Annotated in this window: 20 protein-coding genes; 18 read left to right on the top strand and 2 right to left on the bottom strand. The window is 41.8% G+C overall.

Features of this window, described 5'->3' with window-relative positions:
• Positions 1–12 precede the first annotated feature (12 nt).
• From GCHA_RS15845 to rffA, 8 genes are read left to right on the top strand one after another with little or no spacing between them, the layout of a single operon-like run.
• A complete protein-coding gene (locus GCHA_RS15845; RefSeq protein WP_007990014.1) occupies positions 13–741 on the top strand; it encodes a WbqC family protein in 729 nt (242 codons plus the stop codon).
• Positions 738–1280, top strand: a complete 543-nt coding sequence (locus tag GCHA_RS15840; RefSeq protein ID WP_007990011.1) for a hypothetical protein — start codon at positions 738–740, stop codon at positions 1278–1280. Before GCHA_RS15845 ends, GCHA_RS15840 begins: the two co-directional genes overlap by 4 nt.
• Before the next feature lie 35 nt (positions 1281–1315).
• Entirely contained in the window at positions 1316–1507 is a 192-nt protein-coding gene (locus GCHA_RS22920) for a hypothetical protein (RefSeq protein ID WP_153810716.1), read from the top strand.
• Positions 1508–2218 carry an FkbM family methyltransferase gene (locus GCHA_RS15835; protein ID WP_007990008.1) on the top strand — a complete coding sequence of 237 codons (711 nt, stop codon included), beginning with the start codon at positions 1508–1510 and terminating at the stop codon, positions 2216–2218.
• Positions 2203–2889: a class I SAM-dependent methyltransferase gene (locus GCHA_RS15830; RefSeq protein WP_229816467.1), complete on the top strand. Its 687-nt coding sequence runs from the start codon at positions 2203–2205 to the stop codon at positions 2887–2889. The genes GCHA_RS15835 and GCHA_RS15830 overlap by 16 nt, the downstream gene beginning before the upstream one ends.
• A 1-nt stretch (position 2890) precedes the next feature.
• Positions 2891–3556, top strand: a complete 666-nt coding sequence (locus tag GCHA_RS15825) for an acetyltransferase (RefSeq protein ID WP_007990005.1) — start codon at positions 2891–2893, stop codon at positions 3554–3556.
• Positions 3553–4479, top strand: a complete 927-nt coding sequence (locus GCHA_RS15820) for a glycoside hydrolase family protein (RefSeq protein ID WP_007990003.1) — start codon at positions 3553–3555, stop codon at positions 4477–4479. Before GCHA_RS15825 ends, GCHA_RS15820 begins: the two co-directional genes overlap by 4 nt.
• Positions 4476–5612: a dTDP-4-amino-4,6-dideoxygalactose transaminase gene (gene rffA / locus GCHA_RS15815; protein ID WP_007990000.1), complete on the top strand. Its 1137-nt coding sequence runs from the start codon at positions 4476–4478 to the stop codon at positions 5610–5612. The genes GCHA_RS15820 and rffA overlap by 4 nt, the downstream gene beginning before the upstream one ends.
• A gap of 11 nt (positions 5613–5623) precedes the next feature.
• Here rffA and GCHA_RS23230 read toward each other — a convergent pair whose 3' ends face one another.
• Positions 5624–6535, bottom strand: coding sequence for a class I SAM-dependent methyltransferase (locus tag GCHA_RS23230; protein ID WP_007989998.1), 912 nt, complete (start codon positions 6533–6535; stop codon positions 5624–5626).
• 55 nt (positions 6536–6590) lie between these two features.
• Entirely contained in the window at positions 6591–10118 is a 3528-nt protein-coding gene (locus tag GCHA_RS15805; RefSeq protein WP_007989996.1) for a 6-hydroxymethylpterin diphosphokinase MptE-like protein, read from the bottom strand.
• Between the two features lie 377 nt (positions 10119–10495).
• On the opposite strand from GCHA_RS15805, the gene GCHA_RS15800 reads away from it, so the two are divergent.
• The 10 genes from GCHA_RS15800 to fliJ all read left to right on the top strand — a co-directional run bounded on the left by GCHA_RS15800 (position 10496) and on the right by fliJ (position 22038).
• On the top strand, positions 10496–11299 hold the full coding sequence (locus GCHA_RS15800; protein WP_007989994.1) for a flagellin N-terminal helical domain-containing protein: 804 nt from the start codon (positions 10496–10498) through the stop codon (positions 11297–11299).
• Positions 11300–11713: 414 nt separating this feature from the next.
• Positions 11714–13144 carry a sigma-54 dependent transcriptional regulator gene (locus GCHA_RS15795; protein ID WP_007989992.1) on the top strand — a complete coding sequence of 477 codons (1431 nt, stop codon included), beginning with the start codon at positions 11714–11716 and terminating at the stop codon, positions 13142–13144.
• Positions 13145–13288: 144 nt separating this feature from the next.
• Positions 13289–14476, top strand: coding sequence for a sensor histidine kinase (locus tag GCHA_RS15790; RefSeq protein ID WP_007989990.1), 1188 nt, complete (start codon positions 13289–13291; stop codon positions 14474–14476).
• A gap of 16 nt (positions 14477–14492) precedes the next feature.
• Positions 14493–15836, top strand: a complete 1344-nt coding sequence (locus tag GCHA_RS15785) for a sigma-54-dependent transcriptional regulator (protein WP_007989988.1) — start codon at positions 14493–14495, stop codon at positions 15834–15836.
• A 349-nt stretch (positions 15837–16185) separates the two neighbouring features.
• Positions 16186–16527, top strand: a complete 342-nt coding sequence (gene fliE, locus GCHA_RS15780) for a flagellar hook-basal body complex protein FliE (RefSeq protein ID WP_007989986.1) — start codon at positions 16186–16188, stop codon at positions 16525–16527.
• 10 nt (positions 16528–16537) lie between these two features.
• On the top strand, positions 16538–18244 hold the full coding sequence (gene fliF, locus GCHA_RS15775) for a flagellar basal-body MS-ring/collar protein FliF (protein ID WP_007989984.1): 1707 nt from the start codon (positions 16538–16540) through the stop codon (positions 18242–18244).
• A gap of 44 nt (positions 18245–18288) precedes the next feature.
• The gene (gene fliG / locus GCHA_RS15770; protein ID WP_007989982.1) at positions 18289–19344 is read left to right on the top strand and encodes a flagellar motor switch protein FliG; all 1056 of its coding nucleotides are present in this window, start codon (positions 18289–18291) and stop codon (positions 19342–19344) included.
• A gap of 33 nt (positions 19345–19377) precedes the next feature.
• Positions 19378–20181 carry a flagellar assembly protein FliH gene (gene fliH / locus GCHA_RS15765; protein WP_007989980.1) on the top strand — a complete coding sequence of 268 codons (804 nt, stop codon included), beginning with the start codon at positions 19378–19380 and terminating at the stop codon, positions 20179–20181.
• Between the two features lie 6 nt (positions 20182–20187).
• Positions 20188–21522, top strand: coding sequence for a flagellar protein export ATPase FliI (fliI, locus tag GCHA_RS15760; RefSeq protein WP_007989978.1), 1335 nt, complete (start codon positions 20188–20190; stop codon positions 21520–21522).
• Positions 21523–21597: 75 nt separating this feature from the next.
• Positions 21598–22038 (top strand): flagellar export protein FliJ, encoded by a 441-nt coding sequence (gene fliJ, locus GCHA_RS15755; protein WP_007989976.1) that lies wholly within the window; start codon positions 21598–21600, stop codon positions 22036–22038.
• The last annotated feature ends 239 nt before the right edge of the window (positions 22039–22277 follow it).

Here is a 22277-nt window from a genome sequence, read left to right as displayed (position 1 = left end):
TATATATTAGAGATGAAAAAAGTGGCTATTTCACAATCAAACTATATTCCTTGGAGAGGATATTTCGATTTAATTAATTCCGTTGATGAGTTTATATTATATGATGACATGCAATATACTCGGCGCGATTGGCGTAATCGAAATAAAATAAAAACCTCGCAAGGAGTAAAATGGCTTACCGTCCCAGTGCAAGTGAAGGGGAAATTTGAGCAAAAGATAAAAGATACTTTGCTCGATGGACATGACTGGCAACAAACTCATTTCAAAACACTTCAACAATTTTATAAGAGCTCGCAGTATTTCGATGAGGTTTTAGAATTATTGTCGCCCTTGTATTGTGATAACACCTACACCTCTTTATCACACATGAACTTTAGCTTCTTGGCGAAAGTATGTCAGTATCTTAATATTAATACAAAAATCACGCATTCAATGGATTATCAATTGGTAGAGGGAAAATCTGAGCGCTTAGTGAGTATTTGCCAACAAAGCGGTGCGAACGAATATATCTCTGGCCCGTCAGCTAAAAACTATATGGATACTGAATTATTTCAAGCAAGCAATATATCGGTGACTTGGTTTGACTATAGTGGTTATATTAGTTATCCCCAGCTCTGGGGAGCGTTTGTCTCAGAGGTCTCGATTTTAGACTTGTTATTTAATTGTGGACCAACCTCTTCAAATTACTTATCAAAAAATAATGTGACAGAACCTCTAGGTTTAAGAGGGGGTGTAGTATGATAAAAATACATCTGGTGAATAAGCCAGAATTTAATAACTTGGTCAATTCAGCGCAATTCATCAAAGATATTAATGAAAATATATACATTGTAAAAGGTTATTACAGTGTTCGAGAAATTGACAAAATTAAACAAATTTGTCTCGAATTTTCAAACGAAATTGAGCCAGCTTGGTACCCATGCGTCGATGATTGTCCAGATTACCATAGACTGCACAATAATTATCCTAAGGCTCATGTGCAATCTATTCAACACGCTTATTATTTTCATCGGTGGAATGGCAACCACAGCTTATTTAATTTTTTCTCAAATATCTTCAATATGAAATCTGTGTTGGTCGATTCTAATAACATTGATATGGATTTTTTGAATAACATACCGTCCACAGGTCCAATTGCAAGGGTATTAGTACATCAATACCCTCGAGGGGGGGGGGGCAGAAAGAGCATATTGATCCTGTTAGTCCTTATGCCAAGATTCAAACAATTATTCAAGCAAGTGTCCCTAATAAAGATTATCGCTCAGGCGGTTTATATATAAATACAAGTGAAACTGGCAAAGTCTATTTAGATGGTATGACAAATAAGGGGGATTTAATCGTTATGTCTCCTGGGATAAAGCATGGTGTTGAAGCAATCGATCCTGAGTGTGAGCTAGATTGGTCTAAAGATGACGGCCGTTGGATAATCATGCCAATCATCATTGATTCTGATCTCAAAAAAGACGGTTATGGTAAGCCAATTTCAGTAAATGTAGGTACGCCCTAGATGAATTCAGTAATATTGCCGGATGATCATGAGCAGTCAGTTACTTTGATGTTGCAACAGTTGACTGTAGGTTTGCCTAAAAATTTTTCAGACAGTAAAGCCAAAGTTGTAATCCATGTTGGAGCACACACTGGAGAGGAGGTCCCTTTTTATTTGAAATACGGATTTAATAGGGTATGCCTTATTGAGGCAAACCCAGATTTGGTCGCTAGACTCCGTGTGGATTTTGAAAATGTGCCACAGGTTAGCATTATACATAGAGCGATTAGTAATGTTAAAGGCGTTGCTGAATTCACTATTCATCAGACTGAAAAAGGAAGCGTAGAATCTTCGAGCTTGCTCGAGTTGAAACGACTCGGTGAAATAGTGCCTGTTTTTAATTCAAGTAGAAAAGTTCAGGTTGAAACATCAACATTGGATGAACTGGCTAACGATTTAGCAATTGAACTGAACAACAGTCTGCTCTGTCTTGATATTCAAGGTGCTGAGCTAATGGCTCTAGAAGGTGCGACACTTCTATTGGAGCAGGTAAATGCGGTAATTTGTGAAGTTAATCTAATTGAAAATTATAAAGGTGGTGCGTTAGAGCATGAGATTGAAGCACTACTGACTGATAGGGGGTTTTTCCGACACTTCACAATATATCATGAACTTTATGAAGACGATCGCTGTTTTCCTGCGTGGGGAGAAGGCTTGTGGATAAAGAAATAATGAGAAAAACTAACGACTCAGTCGATGTTGGTCAGGATAAAATAGCGTCAGTTATTAAGAAAGAGCTAAATGAGATCGTCACCTATTATGATGAAAAGATAGCTTTGCATGGTGAGTCACCATTAGGTGTAGATTGGAATGGTTCTGAAAGTCAACTTCTGAGGTTTGAACAACTCTCAAAGTTAATGTCTGGGCAAACCGCTTTCTCTATTGCTGATTTAGGTTGTGGTTATGGAGCATTAAATACTTATCTAAAAGAGAACTTCAAGGGGGTTAAATATTACGGCTATGATATTTCTTCTAATATGTTGAACTCTGCTAGGAAACTACACGGGGATCCAGCAACTGCCAAATTTATTGAATCTTCAGCTCTTCTTGAAAATGTCGATTTTACGGTTGCCAGCGGTATTTTTAATGTTAGGCAAACAAATTCTAGTGCTAAGTGGCGAGAGCATATCATTACAACCTTGGATAATATTAACCAATATAGCAAAAAAGGGTTTGCATTTAATTGCTTAACTACGTTTTCGGATGCACCTAAAATGAAAGCACACTTGTACTATGCCAATCCGTGCTTTTTTTTCGAATATTGTAAAAATAACTACTCTCGAAATGTTGCTCTACTGCATGACTATGAGCTGTATGAATTTACAATAATTGTGAGGAAGTAACATGAAGAAAAACCTTATAATTTTTGGCACAGGTGAGATAGCGCAGCTAGCACATTATTATTTTACAAATGATTCTAATTATGAGATTGCTGCTTTTACTGTTGATGAACAGTTTCTTGAAGAAGACACATTTTGTTCATTGCCTGTAGTTCCTTTTGAAACATTGGAAACTAAATATCCCACTTCAAAATATTCTTTATTTATCGCGCTTAGCTATTCGAAACTAAATCAAATTAGAAAAAATAAGTTTGAAGAGGCACTTGCTAGGGGCTATGAATTAGTCAGTTATGTCAGTTCTCACGCGACTGTTTTGAATGATGGATGTATAGGTAGAAATTGTTTCATTTTGGAAGACAACACTATTCAACCGTTTGTTAAAATTGAAGATAATGTGACGCTTTGGAGTGGTAATCATATTGGTCATCACTCGACGATTGATCGTCATTGTTTCTTAGCGTCTCAAATAGTTGTGTCAGGTGGAGTTAAGATCGAAGAGCAGTGTTTTATTGGTGTCAATGCCACCTTGAGAGACCATATTACGGTAGGTGCTCGGAGTATAATCGGCGCCGGCGTTCTGTTGTTGAATAGTACTGAGGCGCAAAGTGTATACAAAGGGTCAAGAGGTGTTCCGTCTAAAGCAAAAAGTTCTGCAATTCGAAGCATATGAAATCTGCTAATGAATGGCTTAAAATAGGCAGAGTTTACACTCCAAGTTCTGAATATGATTGGGCTACTACCCATGCCTCGGTACCGATTGCTGAACTTATTGAAGGGGATTTATTTAGAATCTATTTCAGTACCAGAGACGCTAAACATAGAAGTGTTACAACTAGTGTTGTGATGAATATCAATTCCCCTAATGCCATTATTGAACAACCTTCAACGATCGTTTTGTCTCCAGGTGCACTCGGAGAGTTTGATGATAGTGGGGCTATGGGGAGTTGGATTACCCATCATGAGGGGAATAAGTACTTTTATTATATTGGTTGGAATTTAGGCTCTAGCGTTCCATTTCGTAACTCTATCGGTTTGTCTATTAACTCTAATAAAGAAGGTTTTAAACGTTATTCGCCCGGCCCAATTGTAGATAGAACACCTTTTGAACCGCACTTTTGCGCGAGTTGTTGTGTATTGAAAAACGCTAATAAGTGGAGAATGTGGTATTTATCCTGTACAGAATGGTTTATGCAATCCAATGGCAAGCCTGAGCATCGATATCATATTAAATATGCTGAATCTAAGGATGGAATTAATTGGGATAGGCAGGGAGTTATTGCGATTGACTATTTAGATCACAATGAAATAGCGATATCTCGTCCTTCAGTAATATTCGATAAAGGAATATGGAAAATGTGGTTTTCTTATCGTAGTGTCGATTTAAGTTATCGAATTGGTTATGCGCAGTCATATGATGGGATCCACTGGGACCGAGCTAAAGGTCCGGTGTTGGAGGTGTCAAATGATGGATGGGATTCGGAGATGGTTGCATACCCATATGTTTTTCAACACAAGGGCCAGCGTTATATGTTGTACAACGGTAATGATTACGGTCGAACAGGATTTGGTTTAGCGCAGGAGGTTTCTTCATGATTCCTTTCAATAAACCATACATGACCGGTAAAGAGCTGGCCTATATTGCTGAAAGTCATGCTAACTGTAAGTTAGCAGGTGATGGTCCATTTACAGATAAATGCCATCTTTGGCTCGAAGAATATACGGGCTGTAAAAGCGCTTTACTCACTCACTCGTGTACCGCTGCTTTAGAAATGTCGGCATTGCTGCTTGGCATTAGCTCAGGTGATGAGGTGATTATGCCTTCATATACTTTTGTTTCAACAGCCAATGCATTTGTTATTAGGGGGGCGATCCCTGTTTTTGTTGATATTCGCCCTGATACTTTGAATTTGAACGAAAAATTGCTCGAGAGTGCTATTACCGCTAAAACAAAAGCTATTGTCCCTGTGCATTACGCTGGGGTGAGTTGCAACATGGATGTAATTAACGATATTGCGAAAAAATACGGAATAGCTGTCGTTGAAGATGCGGCGCAAGGCATATCATCGACGTATAAAGGCCAAGCGCTTGGAACGATAGGCACATTAGGAGCCTATAGTTTTCATGAAACTAAAAATTTGATATCTGGAGAAGGGGGAGCGCTTTTAATTAATCAAGATGAACTTTTGTTAATGGCAGAAATGATTAGAGAGAAAGGAACGGATAGAAGTCGCTTTTTTCGCGGAGAGGTTGATAAATATACGTGGCGCGAGAAAGGGTCTTCATTTTTACCCGGCGAACTAACTGCTGCGTTTTTGTGGGCTCAATTAGAAAATTCTAAATTCATCCAAGACAGTAGAATGGAGAGCTGGCTGAAATATCATGCACTTCTTAGGGCTGCTGAAATAAATAAATTAATCATTCGTCCCACTATTCCAGATTATTGCCAACACAATGCCCATATGTATTATGTAGTTCTAGCTGAGCAATTTGAACGGAATTATGTGCTTAAGGCTTTGTTTGAGCGTGGAATTAATGCAGTGTTCCATTACGTTCCTTTACACTCATCTCCTGCGGGTAAAAAATTTGGACGAGTTGCAACCGATATGTCTGTTACTAATTCTCGTTCTAAGCAACTTATTCGTCTCCCTTTATGGGTAGGACTAGAAGACGAACAGCAAAACTACATTGTTAAAACTCTAGTGAATATATTAGAAGAATCAAAGTAGAAAACATTTAGCTACTTCCCTATTTTTTTTATGGCAAAACTCTGGTTCTCTGACAAGTCCATAGTCAGATATTTAAATTCGTAATTATGTGTAGCGCAAAACTCATGAACTGCCTCAATCACGCCATATTTAAAGGATTTCCCCCAGTTTCCCATAATGTAATCATGTCCAGCTATGATCCCTCCAGACTTTATTTTTGGAGCGTACAGTTCGAGTTCTAATTTTGTTTGTGCATAGCTGTGAGTGGTATCAATATAAACCCAATCAAAAAATTCATCTGGGAAATCTAAAGCGGCGTGATGAGAGAGTTTTCGATGTATAAGTACTTTTTTTGACGAAATTTCTTGAACAAATATCTTTTTAATATTATCTAACAAACCTTCGTTATATCTATCGGAGCCCCAAATGTCGATAAGGTGCAACTGCTTGGGCTTATTATAATTAAGTATGTCTGAAGAAAAACAGCCCGCAGCGACACCAAGTTCTGCGACCATCCCATTTTTTGGTAAAAGCTCAAGCAACTTTTTCCGATCAGTTAACATTTGGCAATTTTCAATATGTTTTGTTGAAAGCGGTATTTTCGGAATTATATTTACTACCTTTTCTCGTAATTTCTGCCGATAATCTTCTATCTCCGCAGCATTTTCTTGTACATTGGAAATGTCGTCTGAATTTATAAAATTAGTGATGCCCAACGACTTTAAAGTTTGTTCTATTTCTAAAGAAAATTCGCTACAAATTATAATTAGTTCAAAATCGAGATTCTGTATGTCATTGAAATGATAGATAGGTAATCCAAATAGTTTTCTACGTTGTTTTTGGATGTCGCTGTCTACAAAACCTATTAAGGTGTATGACATTAATATCGCCGGCAACTCACGGAGCGCCTTATTTGATGTTCCATAAATAAGAATATTTTTCATGCTATGCTCTTTTATTTTACCATTTGAAATGAAATCGTATTTTTAGTCATACGATTTATTGGTTTAGAGAGGTAGTGTTATTTAATACTCTTCTTTGAGTCTCAATTAAGCTTTCAAGCTCTATTTGCGTTTTGACATTGAGTAATATATTTTTCATTTTTATATTATCCAATATTACTCGACCTCTAGTACCAGTGTTATTAGCTAAAACTTCAACGTTTTTATTGTGAAAAATACATAAAAAGTGCTGGTAGTCGTAAGAAAAGTAGCCCTGAGGAATTGTGTAGACAAGGTTATCATTAAATATTGATCTATCCGAGGCTGTTAGCTTAGGTATGATAAAAGATGGCTTTTGTATGCTTACACAGGCGCGGATTGCCATGTACACTGTGGAGGGTAAGTTGTTGATCACGCTTAAGCTTTTTATTTTTGGAATCGTAAAGTAACTTATATCATGCGCTTGTTCTATAATAGAAACATCATTAGAGTCAATGATGCACAACGTGCAGCTGATCCCATTCACTAAATGTTCTTTTTCATATTCATGATAGAGAACATAATCAAACGGTATTGCCGATATAGCCTTGGTTATTTTATCCGTTATCTTGATATCCTTAATAAACGGAAAGTAGTTTTCTAAAACCCAAGCCGCATATTTTCTAAACTTTTCATTTTTAGAAACAAGTAACATAGAGCGGTTTTTTATTTTATCAGATAAAAAAGCCTCTTCTCTTATATGAACATTAAAGGCGGAAGAATCATAGTTTTGTAAGTTATATTTATTTGCAAGAAATATTTTAATATTTTTAAGTGTGACTAGCCATTTACTTATGGATTCTATTGCAAGGCCATTAGCAGAGACGTTTTCTGGGTTTGAGTTAGAAAGTTTTGTAAACACAGCATTCGCATAATTCACAGTCCCATACATGTAATAAAACAGCAGTGAGCGGCCCGACTGATATGAGTCAAACAACAACTCCTTCTGACTATTAATTAAGTTACTAATATCTTCAGGTGCCGAAATTTCCTGTTCGACTAAGTTCTGCAACTGCTGCATTTCTTCAAGCAGTAAATCATGTGAAAACTGCTTTTCGTATTTTTCAATAAAGTGTGTACTGTGTTTGGTTGAAAACGCCTTGTTTTTTAAACTCGCTAACGCTTGGTCGCGCTCACCATTGCTCGCCATGATGAGTAGATTATCGATCTCAAGTGGGGTTGTTCCTTTGATTCTCGCCCCGTCGCTACAATTGTAGAACGTTTGTTCCTTCGGCTTTCGGTGGGTGACTTGCTCAATGATCTGCCGTGATACTTTAAACTCATGCTTAGTATTTACCCTAGGCCTAAAATTACCAGGAACAACGAGAGAGGTGATATTAGCGGTCGAGTAGTCGTAGGTTTCTTTGCCATCTTCTTGGTAATAGCCAGAAGACTTCGAGTGATGATGGTTTACATCAACAAAGCCTAAATCAACTCCCATCAGGTAAATATGGTTAAAGCCCAGAACGCTAATAATATTGGTAACGAAATTACTAACAGTGGGGAAGGATTGCTGAAGCACTTCAAAGTGCTGTTTACCTAATACGCTAAGGGCTGAAACTGTTGATGATTCACCTTCTTTAAATGCAACGAGTACATCTTTGTATAGTTCGCAGGTATCTGGGTGAATCCCGTTACAGGAAATAAGCGTTATTTCTTTTAAATAGCCCAAATCACCAATTAGCACAGGCCAATCATAGGTGCTGCGATTTTGTTCTATTTCGGCATGGAAATCTGGCGTGATACCGTTTTTATACAAGGCTTGAAGGGCAGTGCCGCAGCTAATAACTATCACTTGCTCGCGCCATTCTTTAATGGCTTCGATCGACATATCTAAAGACGGGCCATTCCCTATGATAAACACAGGTACTTCTTTATCCTTATAGTTTAGGTATTGCGACGGGTTATTCATTAATACCGGGTAATCGCGCCTGAACCCTTCTTTCATATGCTCGATCCCATAGTAGGCGTGATCGAAGTACTCCCCCATAGAGATAACCACTTGTAGTTGTTCTCTAAGCTGCGCTATGGCGCTATTAAGTGAGGCGTTGTAGTAGCTTTGATAGAAGTAGGTATTATTTAAAATGTAGGGGCCAATGGAGTGAAACTGATTTAATAAGTCGTTAAATAAGTGCGTACCGTCATCACCTACGTTTAGGTAAATTCGCGTGTCACTGGCTTCTATTTTTTCGAAAATTGTTTGCCAATCTATGGCGAATAAGGATGCGTAAAAGAAGTCAGGGTTTGGCTCACACACAAATAGTTTTTCTACCGTATGTTCGTCCAGTAGCTTTTCGAGCTGATAGCCAACCCCCAACCCAAACATAATGATAGAGGCTATTGTATCTGGTAGTTCACCGACGTCTTCTTCTGCTTCTTTTAGCAACTCTTGGGTTTCATTGACGAACTGGTAATGAAGGTAATGAGCGAGTTTGGTTCCCTTATAGCCAAGCACAAGACCGTCTTTGTTCGGTTGTTCATTAAAATTTTCAAAGTTCCATTCACAATCTTGCTTTGGTGAACTGCCGTACCACGGGTGCAGCCCGACACTTTTTACAACACTGATTTCTTGGTTTTGGTTTTGGATCGGTAGCCAAATCTGCGGTGTATAATCTTTATATTGCTGATAAATATTTGGGAAATACTTTTTGAAAGCCAACAAGTTTTGTTCAAATAAACTATTTTGAGTGGACACATTTTTATGCGCATTAAAGTCTAATTTAGGTGCCCAAGACGGCACAAATTCTAAGTGGCTTTTATGTTGGCTAATACCGAAGCCACTATTGCTAATATCATCCCAGCTGCGATGACAGATATCATGGTATATCGAGTCAAACACCTCTTGGTTATAATGTTTATAGAGATGGAAACTGTCGATCGAAATGTGTTCCCTTAACTCCTTGATGTCAGTTAGTAAATCTCGTCCATCCTTCTCAATTTGTAAAAATAGCGCCGTGCCTTTTGCTTTGGCTAACGCAAAGATATCCGCCCAAGATACGGCCATCGTTGAGCACTGAAAATACTGAAGTTCAGGTTCGTAAACTATCAGGTTTTTAATCGTTCTCGCTTCAAGCAACTGAATAATATGCAAACCAAGACCACACCCTAATACAACAAGACATTCCACTTCGTCTGGCATTGGGGAAAGGGCTTGCTCGGTTTTAAAACTTTTTAGTTGTTTAAAATCTAACGGGTCTTCCGAGTTTTCAACTAAATTTGTTTTCTTTTTAGTGTCAGTAAAATCAACACAGGGGCAATGGTCCAGGGTTTGTGCAACCTGTTGCTGTATCTCTTCGCTTGGATGAAAGCCGTAAAAGGTTCTGCCTATCCCATAATCAACTATATTCGTTTCGCCCCATTTATTCATGAATAAAGATAGATTAGAAAGTTGTGAATCTTTGATCAGAGGAAGAAGTGAAGGGATGTTCCGCAAAAATGCGTTAAAGCTGTCGTTGCGGTTTTTAACAATACTTTTTGCCAATTGGTCATCAAGTAAGGCTTGTTTTTCTTCATCTTTTTCTAAATGCAGGCGAATATTTTTTAACATGGTTCACTTAATTTTACAGTTACTGTGATGATTACGGGCATATGACTTAAGCGTAACCCTAAATCTAAACTTCTTCATGCTACAAAGTGTTGATTGGGTAGTGAAGAGTTATAGGCTTTGTTTTCGCAAAAGCAATAATCAGGCCGCTTTACCGCTAATAATTTGACACAAAGCTTACATAAGCAACTGAAGAAAAGACAGAAACCTTGCACAAGCCTAAATATGAGTAAGCTTGAGCCATTGACACATACAGTATTGAATATTGCTAAGGCGTATCACACAACATACTTTGGTGTGCTTACTTTTTGACCCGAACTTTGCTACGCTCACCTAGGGTTTTGAGAGATGGTAGAGGTACGGTCTCTAGGAGAAAAAATATGATTAATTTAAATACAGAGTCCAATTCATCTTTGTTGCAACAAGTGCAGCAAAAACAAGAATCAATCTTTGAAAAATTAGCATCAGGCAAGAAAGTAAACAGCGCCGCAGATGGTGCAGCCGCGCAGCAAATTATTGATAGGCTAACGACTCAAGTAGAAGGTAATCGTCAGTCTGTGGCTAACGCTTATGATGGCGTGTCATTAACCCAAGTCGCTGAGGGTGGTTTGTCGGGAATCAACGATGATGTGAGCCGTATTCGTGAATTATCGGTTCAGGCCGGCAATGGCATTTTAAGTGATTCTGACCGCCAGGCAATTCAAGCCGAGGTAACGCAATTACAAGAAAACATCTCACAAACAATCGAGCAAACTGAGTTTGGTGGGCAATCGCTTTTAACGAATAATGACAGCATTGAGTTTCAAGTAGGCGCAAATGCAGGGCAGAAAATTGGGGTAGCTACCCAAGATGTAGCTGCTAGCTTAACTGACGTATTAAATGTTGATCTGTCCACCGCGCAAGGCGCAGAAGAAGCCCTGGCCGTGGCCGATGAAGCTGCAGAATTTGTAGGGGCAGCCAGAGCTGACCTAGGAGCAACGCAGAATCAGTTTGAAAGCGCTGCGCGTAACCTTACGCAGTCTAATGTGAATATTGCAGCGGCCCGTAGTCGTATTCAAGATACTGATTATGCACAAGCTACAGCGGATAGTGCGGCTGCGAATATCCTAGGCCAAGCGAGTACTTCAGTGCAGGCGCAAGCTAATCAGCAGCAAGGACAAGTTCTAAGCTTACTTAATGGATAATAACTAGGGCGTGTTGACCTTTGTTGTATATTTTTGCAGGGGTCGACATGGCAGTATTTTACTCTTTGATCCAGTCCTATGACTTAGCCCATTAGGCCCTCAAGACTGCTCCGCGATTAAAACGCTTCCATTTAGATCAAAATTCGTACAGTAAAGATCAACACGCCCAGGCATATAAAAATAAAAGACGGTTACAGCCTTTTTTAGTTGATTTTTTGTACATTTAAACCCGCCATAGATATTAACCATTAGTGGTATGATACTTTTTTAACTTATTGTTATTAAACGATTTTTATTTTAAATTCCGCAAGCGTTACATTTAGGTCTCATTCCTCTATTGCTATCCACCAATGAATGGTTAAAATTAAAACCAGAAGTAAAACAGTCAATTAACAAGATTATATTGAGGGATGCATGAGTAATATTCTGATTATCAGTGGGCGACCCACGCTCGGGCATAATCTGAACACAATATTGACCTTTCTCGGTGAAAGCAGCACTGCTATCGCATTTGAGCAAGCCGTCAGTACGCTAAAATCTCATCCTGTTTTTGATGCTGTTTTAATCGATGCATTAGACATGGAGCTGGCGGGGGAATTGTGTGATAAATTTCCCCAACAGCCATTTATTCTGGTTGATAGCAAAGATGCCAATTTTACCTCTGGCGCCAACCGAGTTGGAGCCGTTGATGAAGCGGTAACTTACCCTTTATTAACGCAAATGCTGCATCGATGCCAAGAACATCGTCGTATGCAACCCAACCGCAACACTACGCCGCAGAATAAAACCAAACTATTTCGCAGTTTGGTGGGCAAAAGTAATCAAATTCAAAACGTACGCCATCTTATTGAACAAGTCGCGCCAACTGACGCCAATGTACTTATTTTAGGGGAATCCGGAACGGGTAAAGAGGTGATAGCGCGAAATGTGCATTACCTATCTAAGCGAGGAACTAACCCCTTTATTCCGGTCAACTGTGGTGCTATTCCTGGTGAGCTTTTGGAAAGTGAATTATTCGGCCATGAGAAAGGCGCATTTACCGGGGCGATAGGGGCGCGAAAAGGCCGTTTTGAATTAGCTGAAGGTGGCACACTGTTTCTTGACGAAATAGGTGACATGCCACTGCAAATGCAAGTCAAATTACTGCGCGTTTTGCAGGAACGCACGTATGAGCGGGTCGGTGGAATGAAACCCATTCGTTGTGATGTACGGGTAGTTGCAGCGACTCACCGCAACCTCGAAGAGATGATCGAACAAGGGCGTTTTCGCGAAGATTTATATTATCGTTTAAACGTGTTTCCTATTGATAGCCCCGCGTTGCGTGAACGCCATGAAGATATTCCTCTACTCTTGCAAGAGCTTGTTTCCCGTATGGAGCGTGAAAACGCACAGATCAAGTTTACCGAAAACGCCATGAAGTCGTTGATGGAACACAGCTGGGCGGGCAACGTCCGCGAACTGTCAAACTTGGTTGAGCGGTTAATGATTTTGTATCCTAATCAACTTATTGATGTGGGTGATTTACCGCATAAATATCGTCATTTAGATGTAGACGACTACGAACCTGATTACCCAGAAGAGTTACTTGAGCGCGAAGCGCTTAATGCTTTGTTTTCAGCTGATGCAGACTCTGAAGATGACAGCTTCGATGAGAACACCACTTCTACCGAATTACCCCCAGAGGGCATTAATCTCAAGGAGTATATTTCAGAGATGGAAGTTAGCTTGATATCCCAAGCGCTCGAGCAGCAAGACTGGGTGGTTGCTCGCTCAGCTGAGGTGCTTGGCATGCGTCGCACTACGTTAGTGGAAAAGATGCGTAAGTACGATATAAGCAAAGCGTAACATCCATCCTTTCCCCTCGCTTCGACAAAAAAATGACACGTAAATCAATCTAACTATCTGATTAATAATAAATAATTTTGTGGCACAGGATGTGCTTATCTAAAGGCTATATTCAATCTGTCTAAGTTTTGACGTGAGGACCATATGGCATTTAGTAATTTACAGACCCTAACGGCTAGTCAGGCACCAGTTTCAACTGGGGCTGTCATATCCTTTTCAAACGCTGTTGATGCCAATTGCGTTTCTGATGCCAATAGTACAATTGAATCCACTCAAGACATTCAAGCGCTGCGTCAACAAGCCACTAGGCTGGAACATCTATTACAAGTAATGCCCGCAGGCGTAGTTGTACTTGATGGAAAGGGCCACGTGAAACAGGCAAATCAGCTCGCCAAATCACTGCTAGGGGAGCCATTAGAGGGGCAAGTGTGGCGTAATATCATCAAGCGCTCCTTTAAACCCCAAGCTGACGATGGTCACGAAGTGTCTTTGTTTGATGGTAGAAAAGTAAAATTATCTATTACGCCACTGGTGAATGAACCTGGTCAATTAATTGTTCTTACGGATCTTACCGAAACACGTCAACTTCAACAGCGTATTGGTCATCTACAAAAGTTATCTTCCCTAGGGAAGATGGTTGCTTCATTGGCTCATCAAATTCGTACTCCTCTATCTGCTGCGATGCTATATGCGGCTAATCTATCCAGTGGGGATTTAGCCAAGGAGTCACTTCAGCGTTTCAGTGACAAATTACTATCGCGTTTACGTGACCTAGAAGCGCAGGTTAATGACATGCTACTTTTCGCCAAAAGTGGAAATGAGCAAGTACTAGCTGATATTTCTCTCGAAGAAATGATGTTAGAGGTAAAAGCGGCCAGCGAGGCCATGCTCAATAAGAGCAATGGTAGCTTAGATGTCATTCTACCAGAGCCAAATATTCACTTTATCGGCAATAAAACTGCCCTCAGTGGCGCCTTACAAAACTTAATTCACAATGCGCTGATCGCACGGCCAGAAGGTGCGCATATTGTTTTCAGTGCAGAGCGAGACGAGCAAAAGCCCGATTGTATGCGTTTAACGGTTACCGACAACGGGCCTGGGATCCCAGCAGACAAAATTAAGCATATTTTTGAACCCTTTTTCACTACGCGCAGCCAAGGTACCGGCTTGGGGTTGGCGGTGGTAAAAACGGTCGTTCAGTCTCATCAAGGTGAAGTGCAGGCGACCAATTTAGTATCTGGCGGCGCATGTTTCTCTATCGTATTGCCCATTTTAACGCGAACCGCAGATGAGAAAATATCTGCTGGTAATGCCAATATTCACGCTCAATAGGCGAGGAGTTAAATTTATGTCTCAAACAACGATTTTAATTGTCGAAGATGATGCTGGTTTGCGTGAAGCCTTGGTAGACACTCTTTTGCTCGGTGGATATAAGGTCCTAGAAGCTGACTGCGCCGAGCGTGGCTTGATGATGATGAATCAAGAATCTATTGATTTAGTCGTTAGCGATATCCAAATGGGCGAAATGAGTGGCCTGTCTTTACTGCGTAGCTTGAAAAACAAGTATCCGAATGTCCCCGTTTTGTTGATGACCGCTTATGCCACAATTGATGATGCGGTTTCGGCTATGCGCGACGGGGCAACAGATTATATGTCAAAGCCATTTGCACCTGAAGTGCTGCTTAACTTAGTGGGTCGCTATGCACCTGCTCAGAAAGTGCTTTCATACGACCCCATAGTCGCTGACCCCAGTAGCGTCAAATTATTGCAATTGGCGCAACGTGTTGCGCGTTCAGATGCAACCGTTATGGTACTTGGCCCAAGCGGTTCAGGAAAAGAGGTACTGGCGCGTTATATTCATGATCAATCTGATCGCGCAGAACAGCCTTTTGTCGCAATTAATTGCGCAGCTATCCCAGAAAATATGCTTGAGGCGACCTTATTTGGCTATGAAAAAGGGGCCTTTACTGGCGCCATTCAAGCCTGCCCAGGAAAATTTGAGCAAGCACAAGGCGGTACTATTTTACTTGATGAAATAAGTGAAATGGACTTAGGTTTACAGGCAAAACTATTGCGCGTGCTTCAAGAGAAAGAAGTAGAGCGATTAGGTAGCCGCAAAATGATCCCGCTAGATGTGCGGGTGGTTGCAACAAGTAACCGCAATATTCGCCAAACCGTTGACGATGGCTTATTCAGAGAAGATTTATACTATCGCTTAAATGTGTTTCCGCTAACTTGGGCACCTCTTGACAAACGTCCTGGTGACATCGTTCCACTGGCTGAACATTTGGTGGCACGCCACCGTGGTAAGCAGGGTGCAGCTACACTTGGCTTCTCTTCATCTGCGCGCAGTAAAATGCTACAACACAACTGGCCTGGCAATGTACGAGAGCTAGAAAACGTTGTGCAACGAGCCCTTATTTTATGTGACGGAGAAAAGATTGAGGCAGATGATCTTATGCTTGAGTCTATTGAAAATGATTTGAGCCATACTCAGGAGTCTGTGATAGAAGAAGACGAAAGCAAGCTAGGCTCAGAACTTCGTCAGCAAGAGCATCAAATTATTCTTGATACATTACAGTCTTGCCAAGGCCGCAGAAAAGACGTTGCGGAGCGCCTAGGAATAAGTCCACGTACACTACGCTACAAGCTAGCGAAAATGCGCGAAGTGGGTATCGAGTTGCCCGCTTAATCGCACAAGCACGATGCTAGCGCGTTAGTATTGCGCTTGCTCAACTAAATTGCTATTTAATCGGCCGCCCACCCTAAAAAGGCGGTCGTGTTTTCAGCTCCTTCAATATTCCTCTTTTGTTACAAAAACTTACCCTAATACCATTTTACCTATTAATGCACTTTGGTATTAGCTATAAAAACAAAATTGTTCAATTCTCTCATCACGTCAAGAAACCGTCATACCAGTACATCTCATTTATATTGATGTAAGCTGTTGATATATATGGTGTAGTTTTGTTGGCATTAACTTTGCTTTTAACTGGTTAAGTCTGAATACCGTCATCTCATTAATTCGCCAGGAGCACATCATGGACATTAAGGCACAATCACTTTACCAAGACATGCAAAGCATGGCTTTACAAAGCAAAGCTGGGTTAGGTGAAATCAACCCTGCTAGTTTACAGGGTGTGCAAGTCAATCCGTCAGGTGAGAATTTTGCTGACATGCTTGGCCACGCGATTGAGTCGGTTAATAGCATGCAGTTGGATGCGAAGAGCCAAGCTGAGCGTTTTGAGATGGGTGATAAAAGTCTCAGTTTAGCGGATGTGATGGTCGCCAAAGAAAAATCTAGTATCGCATTTGAGGCAACAGTACAAGTACGTAATAAAGTGCTTGAAGCCTACAAAACCATTATGAATATGCCGGTTTAGGAGCTGACACGTGGCAGAAGCAACAGGTACAGAGTTGGCAATGAGCAATGCTAGCGCAGACCCATACTCAGGTGGTTCAGAAGCTGAACAAAAATCTGGCTTTATGGATTCACTTGGCTCCACCGACATGGTGCGTCAACTTATGCTTGTTGTGGCTTTAGTGATATGCGTAGCTATCGCAGTATTTATTATGATATGGGCACAAGAGCCTGATTATCGCCCGCTAGCTAAGATGCAAACCCAAGAATTGATCGAAGCGTTAGATTATTTTGATCAGAATCAAATAGACTACCGCCTTGAAGGCAATACAGTTTATGTAAGTTCAGATCAATATCAAGATATCAAGCTGGGCATGGCCCGCCAAGGCTTGAGTCAAGGCGTATCTGAAGGCACCGATATTATCATGCAAGACATGGGATTTGGAGTCAGTCAACGCGTTGAAAAAGTGCGTTTAAAGCACGCTCGTGAACAACAACTGGCTCGCACACTTGAAGAAATGAGTGCTGTTACCCGCGCTAAAGTACTACTTGCTCTGCCAAAAGAAAACGTGTTCGCAAGACGTGAGAAAAAGGCCAGTGCCACAGTGGTCATCACCGCGCGACGCGGCGCAATTATGGGCAGTGAAGAAGTAAGCTCAATTGTTGATATAGTCGCATCTGCAGTGCAAGGCTTAGAGCCAGAGCGCGTTACAGTAACCGACAGTAACGGGCGTTTGCTTAATTCTGGTTCACAAGACAGTGAAGCGGCCAGAAGTAAAAAAGAATTTGAAATGGAGCGTAAACGCGAAAGTGAATACCTTCAAAAAATAGATTCCATACTGATACCCGTTCTAGGTTTGGGGAATTATACCGCGCAAGCTGATGTTACTATGGATTTCACCGCGGTCGAGCAGACTAAGCGTAGTTACAATCCGGATTTACCCGCGGTACGTAGCGAAATGACCGTCGAGGACAACAGCGTGGGTGGCGTTTTAGGCGGCATTCCAGGGGCGTTAACCAATCAGCCTCCACTTGATTCTAATATTCCAGAAGAAGCGATTGCGAGTAATACACAAACGACTATGCCGGGGCGCAATCATAAAGAAGAAACCAGAAACTATGAGCTAGATACCACCATTAGTCATACCAAGCAGCAAACGGGTGTTATTCGTCGTTTGAGTGTTTCTGTCGCATTAGACCATATAGCCACAACAGGTGAAGATGGTACTACCACATTCTCACCTCGCTCTCAGGCAGAGCTACTCGATATTCGCCGTTTATTGCAAGGTGGTCTCGGTTTTGATGTTACCCGCGGCGACTCACTTGAAGTCGTTAGCATTCCATTTAGCCGAGAGGGTGAGGTGGCGCTAGAAGAAGTACCGATTTGGGAAGATCCTAAGTTCATGCCTATCTTAAAGTTAGTGATTGGCGGTTTGGTAATTATCGTGCTTCTGCTAGCGGTTGTACGCCCAATGCTACGTAAACTTATTTACCCAGAAGAGACCACGTCAAAAGATGAGTTTGATGCGGATGAAGGGCTAGACTTAGGCGATGAAACCATCAGCATGTTGTCGCAAGAATTCGATGACTCACAAGTCGGCTTCGCCGCTGATGGTAGCTTTATGTTGCCGGATCTACACAAGGACGAAGACGTACTCAAAGCGGTTCGTGCCTTGGTAGCCAATGAGCCTGAGTTGTCTTCACAAGTGGTTAAAAACTGGTTATTACAAGACGAATAACCTAAGCAACGCGCAGACTAAGTGACGAGTAAGAGATAAACATCATGCCAGAAGAAAATACAGCACCAGCAACCACGGCCCCTGCAGAAAGCGGTTATGATGTTGGTAAATTAGAAGGTGTTGAAAAAGCGGCTATTTTGCTTCTGAGTTTAACGGAAGAAGATGCAGCACAAATTCTAAAGCACTTAGAGCCTAAACAAGTTCAAAGGCTAGGCCAAGCTATGGCACAAATCGATGATATGACGCAGCCCAAGATTACCGCCGTGCATAAACACTTCATTGATGAAATCCAAAAATACAGCACCATAGGTTTCCAAAGTCAAGACTTCGTGAAACGGGCGTTAACGTCAGCCTTAGGCGAAGATAAAGCGGCCAACCTTATTGATCAAATTTTGATGGGCACAGGTGCTAAGGGACTTGACTCCCTCAAATGGATGGACTCAAAACAAGTGGCCAGCATTATTCGCAACGAGCATCCGCAAATTCAAACCATTGTTATGTCTTATTTAGATGCTGAACAATCTGCTGAGATCCTCGCCCAGTTCCCAGAAAAAGTACGTTTAGATTTAATGATGCGGGTTGCAAACCTAGAGGAAGTACAGCCGGCCGCTTTGCAAGAATTAAACGAAATCATGGAAAAACAATTTGCAGGCCAAGCGGGTACGCAAGCAGCCAAAATGGGCGGCTTGAAATCTGCGGCAGATATCATGAACTACCTCGACACCAATATCGAAGGACAATTGATGGATGCCATTCGCGAACAGGACGAAGAGATGAGTCAACAGATACAAGACTTAATGTTCGTGTTTGATAACTTAGCTGAAGTCGATGATCGAGCGATCCAAGCTATTCTGCGTGAAGTTCAGCAAGACGCCTTACTCAAAGCAATTAAAGGCGCAGATGAAGCCCTTAAAACGAAGATCACCGCAAATATGTCTAAACGTGCGGCGGATATGCTACTGGACGATCTAGAAGCACTTGGGCCAGTACGCTTAAGCGAAGTAGAAGCCGCGCAAAAAGAAATTTTGTCTGTGGCTCGACGGTTAGCTGATGCGGGCGAAATCATGCTCGGTGGCGGAGGCGGTGATGAATTCCTATAGCCTTTGGGCACTAAGTGGCAGTAGCACGGCGTCATGAATAAGTATAATGATAATGAACAGGATAAAGACATCAGCGCCTGGGATCTCCCTTTTGTTGAGGATCAGAGCAAAGCCGATAGCACGACAACCAATGCGATAAATCGCCGCTCGAATTGGAAATACGAACCCCCAGAAAATCAAACCGATGAAGAAGAGGAGTTTAGCCCCCCTACGGCCCAAGAAATTGAATCAATTCGAGAAGCAGCTCAAGGTGAAGGGTTTGATGCGGGTAAACAAGAGGGCCTTGAAAAAGGACATCAAGAGGGATTTGAGCAGGGCAAAGAGCAGGGGTTTACCCAAGGGCTTGAAGAGGGTAGAGCGCAAGGGCTAGCTGAAGCGCAAGAAACCATTCAACAGCAACTTGAAAGCTGGCAGAGTTTGCTATCAACGCTGCATCACCCTGTGGCTTTAGTGGAAGATGCCTTACAAAAAGAACTCGTATCTTTAGCCGTGTCGTTGGCAAAGTCAGTGATAAGAGCTGAAGTGAAAACCAACTCAGATATTATTTTCAATGCCCTAAGCGAAGGGCTAAAAGCGCTACCCATCAATGAAAACCAGTATCAAATTCACTTGCACCCAGAGGATTTAGCGTTAGTCACTGAGCACTTTAGTGAACAAGAAATTGAAAAGCATGGTTGGCAGTTAGTGGAAGCGCCTAATTTGTCTCAAGGTGGCTGCGATATCGTTACTCAAAGTAATGCGGTTGATGTCAGTATTGAGCGCCGGGTTAAAGACGTATTGGACAAGTTTTTGTTAGAGCAAGGGTTAGACACCATTGCGCCTGACGAAGATGAGTAGCCGATTATGTCACTTTCGCTATTAGAAAATATTAAAGCACTGCAACAACAGGTACCTCAAGCGCCGGTCGTTGCAGCCGGCAAGCTGGTGCGCGGAATTGGTTTAACATTAGAAGCTGTCGGCTGCCAAATGCCAGTGGGTAGCCAATGTTTGATTCAAACAGTAGATGGTGAAATTGAAGCTGAAGTGGTTGGATTTGCTGAGCATATTACCTATTTGATGCCTACTCAGGCAGTTAAAGGCATAGTGCCAGGCTCGCGCGTTCAGCCACTTAACCGTGAACAAGGGCTACCCGTAGGTATGTCTCTTTTAGGGCGAGTGGTAGACGGCAATGGTCAACCTCTAGATGGTCTTGGGGCCATCAAAGCAGAAAAGCGCGTGCCGTTAACCCGCCCACCTATGAACCCACTTTCCAGAAAGCCAATTCGCGAACCTCTAGATGTAGGCGTGCGAGCTATTAATAGCATGATTACAGTAGGCAGCGGCCAACGCATGGGGTTGTTTGCAGGCAGTGGTGTGGGTAAAAGTGTATTGCTAGGCATGATGACCCGAGGCACGAGTGCCGATGTGGTAGTGGTGGGCTTGGTCGGTGAACGTGGGCGAGAAGTAAAAGAGTTTATTCAAGATATTTTAGGCGATGAAGAGCGTCAAAAAGCCGTTGTCGTGGCGGCACCTGCCGATACATCCCCGTTAATGCGTTTAAAAGGATGTGAAACCGCCGTTACGATTGCCGAGTACTTTCGCGATAAAGGGATGAATGTTCTATTACTTGTTGATTCGCTGACCCGCTACGCGATGGCCCAGCGTGAAATTGCTCTGGCGGTCGGTGAACCACCTGCAACCAAAGGCTACCCGCCTTCTGTATTTGCACGCTTGCCTGCATTAGTTGAGCGGGCTGGAAATGGCGGGGAGAACCAAGGCTCTATCACCGCATTTTACACCGTGCTAACCGAAGGGGATGATTTACAAGATCCAATCGCTGACTCGGCACGAGCTATACTAGACGGGCATATCGTACTCTCGCGTCAACTAGCAGATTCAGGACATTACCCCGCCATTGATATTGAAGCTTCTATTAGCCGAGTGATGCCTATGGTTGTTAGCCCTGAGCATGTTCAAGTTGCTCGGCGCATACGGCAAGTGTATTCAACTTACCAACAAAACCGCGATCTCATTAGCATTGGTGCATACACCAGAGGTAACGATCCGCGCATTGATTTATCTATTAAAGCTGAGCCTGCTATCAATGCTTTTTTACAACAAGGTATGCAGCAAATACTGACTTTTGAAGAAAGTGTCGAAACTATGGTTAAGCTTGGTACTGGCTTAGGGCCCGCATGATGATTGTGGTTAAATTTCTACGCATAGAGCAACTTGCCTATTCCGTTCATTTTTCACTTCAGACAGGAGCGCGATATGCCGGTCAGTAAGCAATTGCAAATGGTGGCAGATTGGGAACGTCGTAAAGAGCAAAAAATGGCCACAGACTACCAGTTAGCACAGCAAAACGTAGTAGATAATCAAAATAAACTCACTGGATTAGAGCAATATCGAGTTAACTATTTAAAAGAAGGGATCCGTAAGGGCCAGCTTGGTTTAGCTGCGAAAAATTATGGGCAGCACCAGTCCTTCGTGGGTAAAATTGATGCCGCATGTGAACAACAAACGAAACAAGTCAGCAATGCACTTGTGGTGGCCGAGCAGCGCAAAACACAGTGGCTTGCTCAGCAGCGCAAGCGAAAAGCTGTGGAAATGTTACTCGATAAACAAGCCCTTAAGATTCAACAAAAGCAGGATAGAGCAGAACAGCAAATGCTTGACGAACTTGCATTACAAAAGTTTCTGCGCAGCAAATAGTATTAGTCTAATCACTGGCTACCCTCTCAACGGGTAAAAAACTCTAAGTGCTTCTACGCGTCCTCTTGTTTTAGTCTGCTTTGTGTATATTCATTTATGTTGGAATGAACATTGCTCTTATTCATTCAAGAGACAATTTAAGAACTAAAAACCAAGAGATTGAATCGTGAAAAGAGCGCCGTTAGTGCCTTCTACTATTCAACAACTATTATTAAGTTTTTGTTTTTAAATAGAATAAT

The sequence above is a fragment of the Paraglaciecola chathamensis S18K6 genome, from assembly GCA_000314955.1.
Classification (GTDB): domain Bacteria; phylum Pseudomonadota; class Gammaproteobacteria; order Enterobacterales; family Alteromonadaceae; genus Paraglaciecola; species Paraglaciecola chathamensis.
Note: the sequence above shows the minus strand (reverse complement) of the source record. Positions and strands in the feature narration are given on the sequence as shown.

Coding starts and splice junctions, on each gene's coding strand:
- GCHA_RS15845 (WP_007990014.1), top strand. CDS start 13: ATGAAAAAAGTGGCTATTTCACAATCAAACTATATTCCTTGGAGAGGA.
- GCHA_RS15840 (WP_007990011.1), top strand. CDS start 738: ATGATAAAAATACATCTGGTGAATAAGCCAGAATTTAATAACTTGGTC.
- GCHA_RS22920 (WP_153810716.1), top strand. CDS start 1,316: ATGACAAATAAGGGGGATTTAATCGTTATGTCTCCTGGGATAAAGCAT.
- GCHA_RS15835 (WP_007990008.1), top strand. CDS start 1,508: ATGAATTCAGTAATATTGCCGGATGATCATGAGCAGTCAGTTACTTTG.
- GCHA_RS15825 (WP_007990005.1), top strand. CDS start 2,891: ATGAAGAAAAACCTTATAATTTTTGGCACAGGTGAGATAGCGCAGCTA.
- GCHA_RS15820 (WP_007990003.1), top strand. CDS start 3,553: ATGAAATCTGCTAATGAATGGCTTAAAATAGGCAGAGTTTACACTCCA.
- rffA (WP_007990000.1), top strand. CDS start 4,476: ATGATTCCTTTCAATAAACCATACATGACCGGTAAAGAGCTGGCCTAT.
- GCHA_RS23230 (WP_007989998.1), bottom strand. CDS start 6,535: ATGAAAAATATTCTTATTTATGGAACATCAAATAAGGCGCTCCGTGAG.
- GCHA_RS15805 (WP_007989996.1), bottom strand. CDS start 10,118: ATGTTAAAAAATATTCGCCTGCATTTAGAAAAAGATGAAGAAAAACAA.
- GCHA_RS15800 (WP_007989994.1), top strand. CDS start 10,496: ATGATTAATTTAAATACAGAGTCCAATTCATCTTTGTTGCAACAAGTG.
- GCHA_RS15795 (WP_007989992.1), top strand. CDS start 11,714: ATGAGTAATATTCTGATTATCAGTGGGCGACCCACGCTCGGGCATAAT.
- GCHA_RS15790 (WP_007989990.1), top strand. CDS start 13,289: ATGGCATTTAGTAATTTACAGACCCTAACGGCTAGTCAGGCACCAGTT.
- GCHA_RS15785 (WP_007989988.1), top strand. CDS start 14,493: ATGTCTCAAACAACGATTTTAATTGTCGAAGATGATGCTGGTTTGCGT.
- fliE (WP_007989986.1), top strand. CDS start 16,186: ATGGACATTAAGGCACAATCACTTTACCAAGACATGCAAAGCATGGCT.
- fliG (WP_007989982.1), top strand. CDS start 18,289: ATGCCAGAAGAAAATACAGCACCAGCAACCACGGCCCCTGCAGAAAGC.
- fliH (WP_007989980.1), top strand. CDS start 19,378: ATGAATAAGTATAATGATAATGAACAGGATAAAGACATCAGCGCCTGG.
- fliI (WP_007989978.1), top strand. CDS start 20,188: ATGTCACTTTCGCTATTAGAAAATATTAAAGCACTGCAACAACAGGTA.
- fliJ (WP_007989976.1), top strand. CDS start 21,598: ATGCCGGTCAGTAAGCAATTGCAAATGGTGGCAGATTGGGAACGTCGT.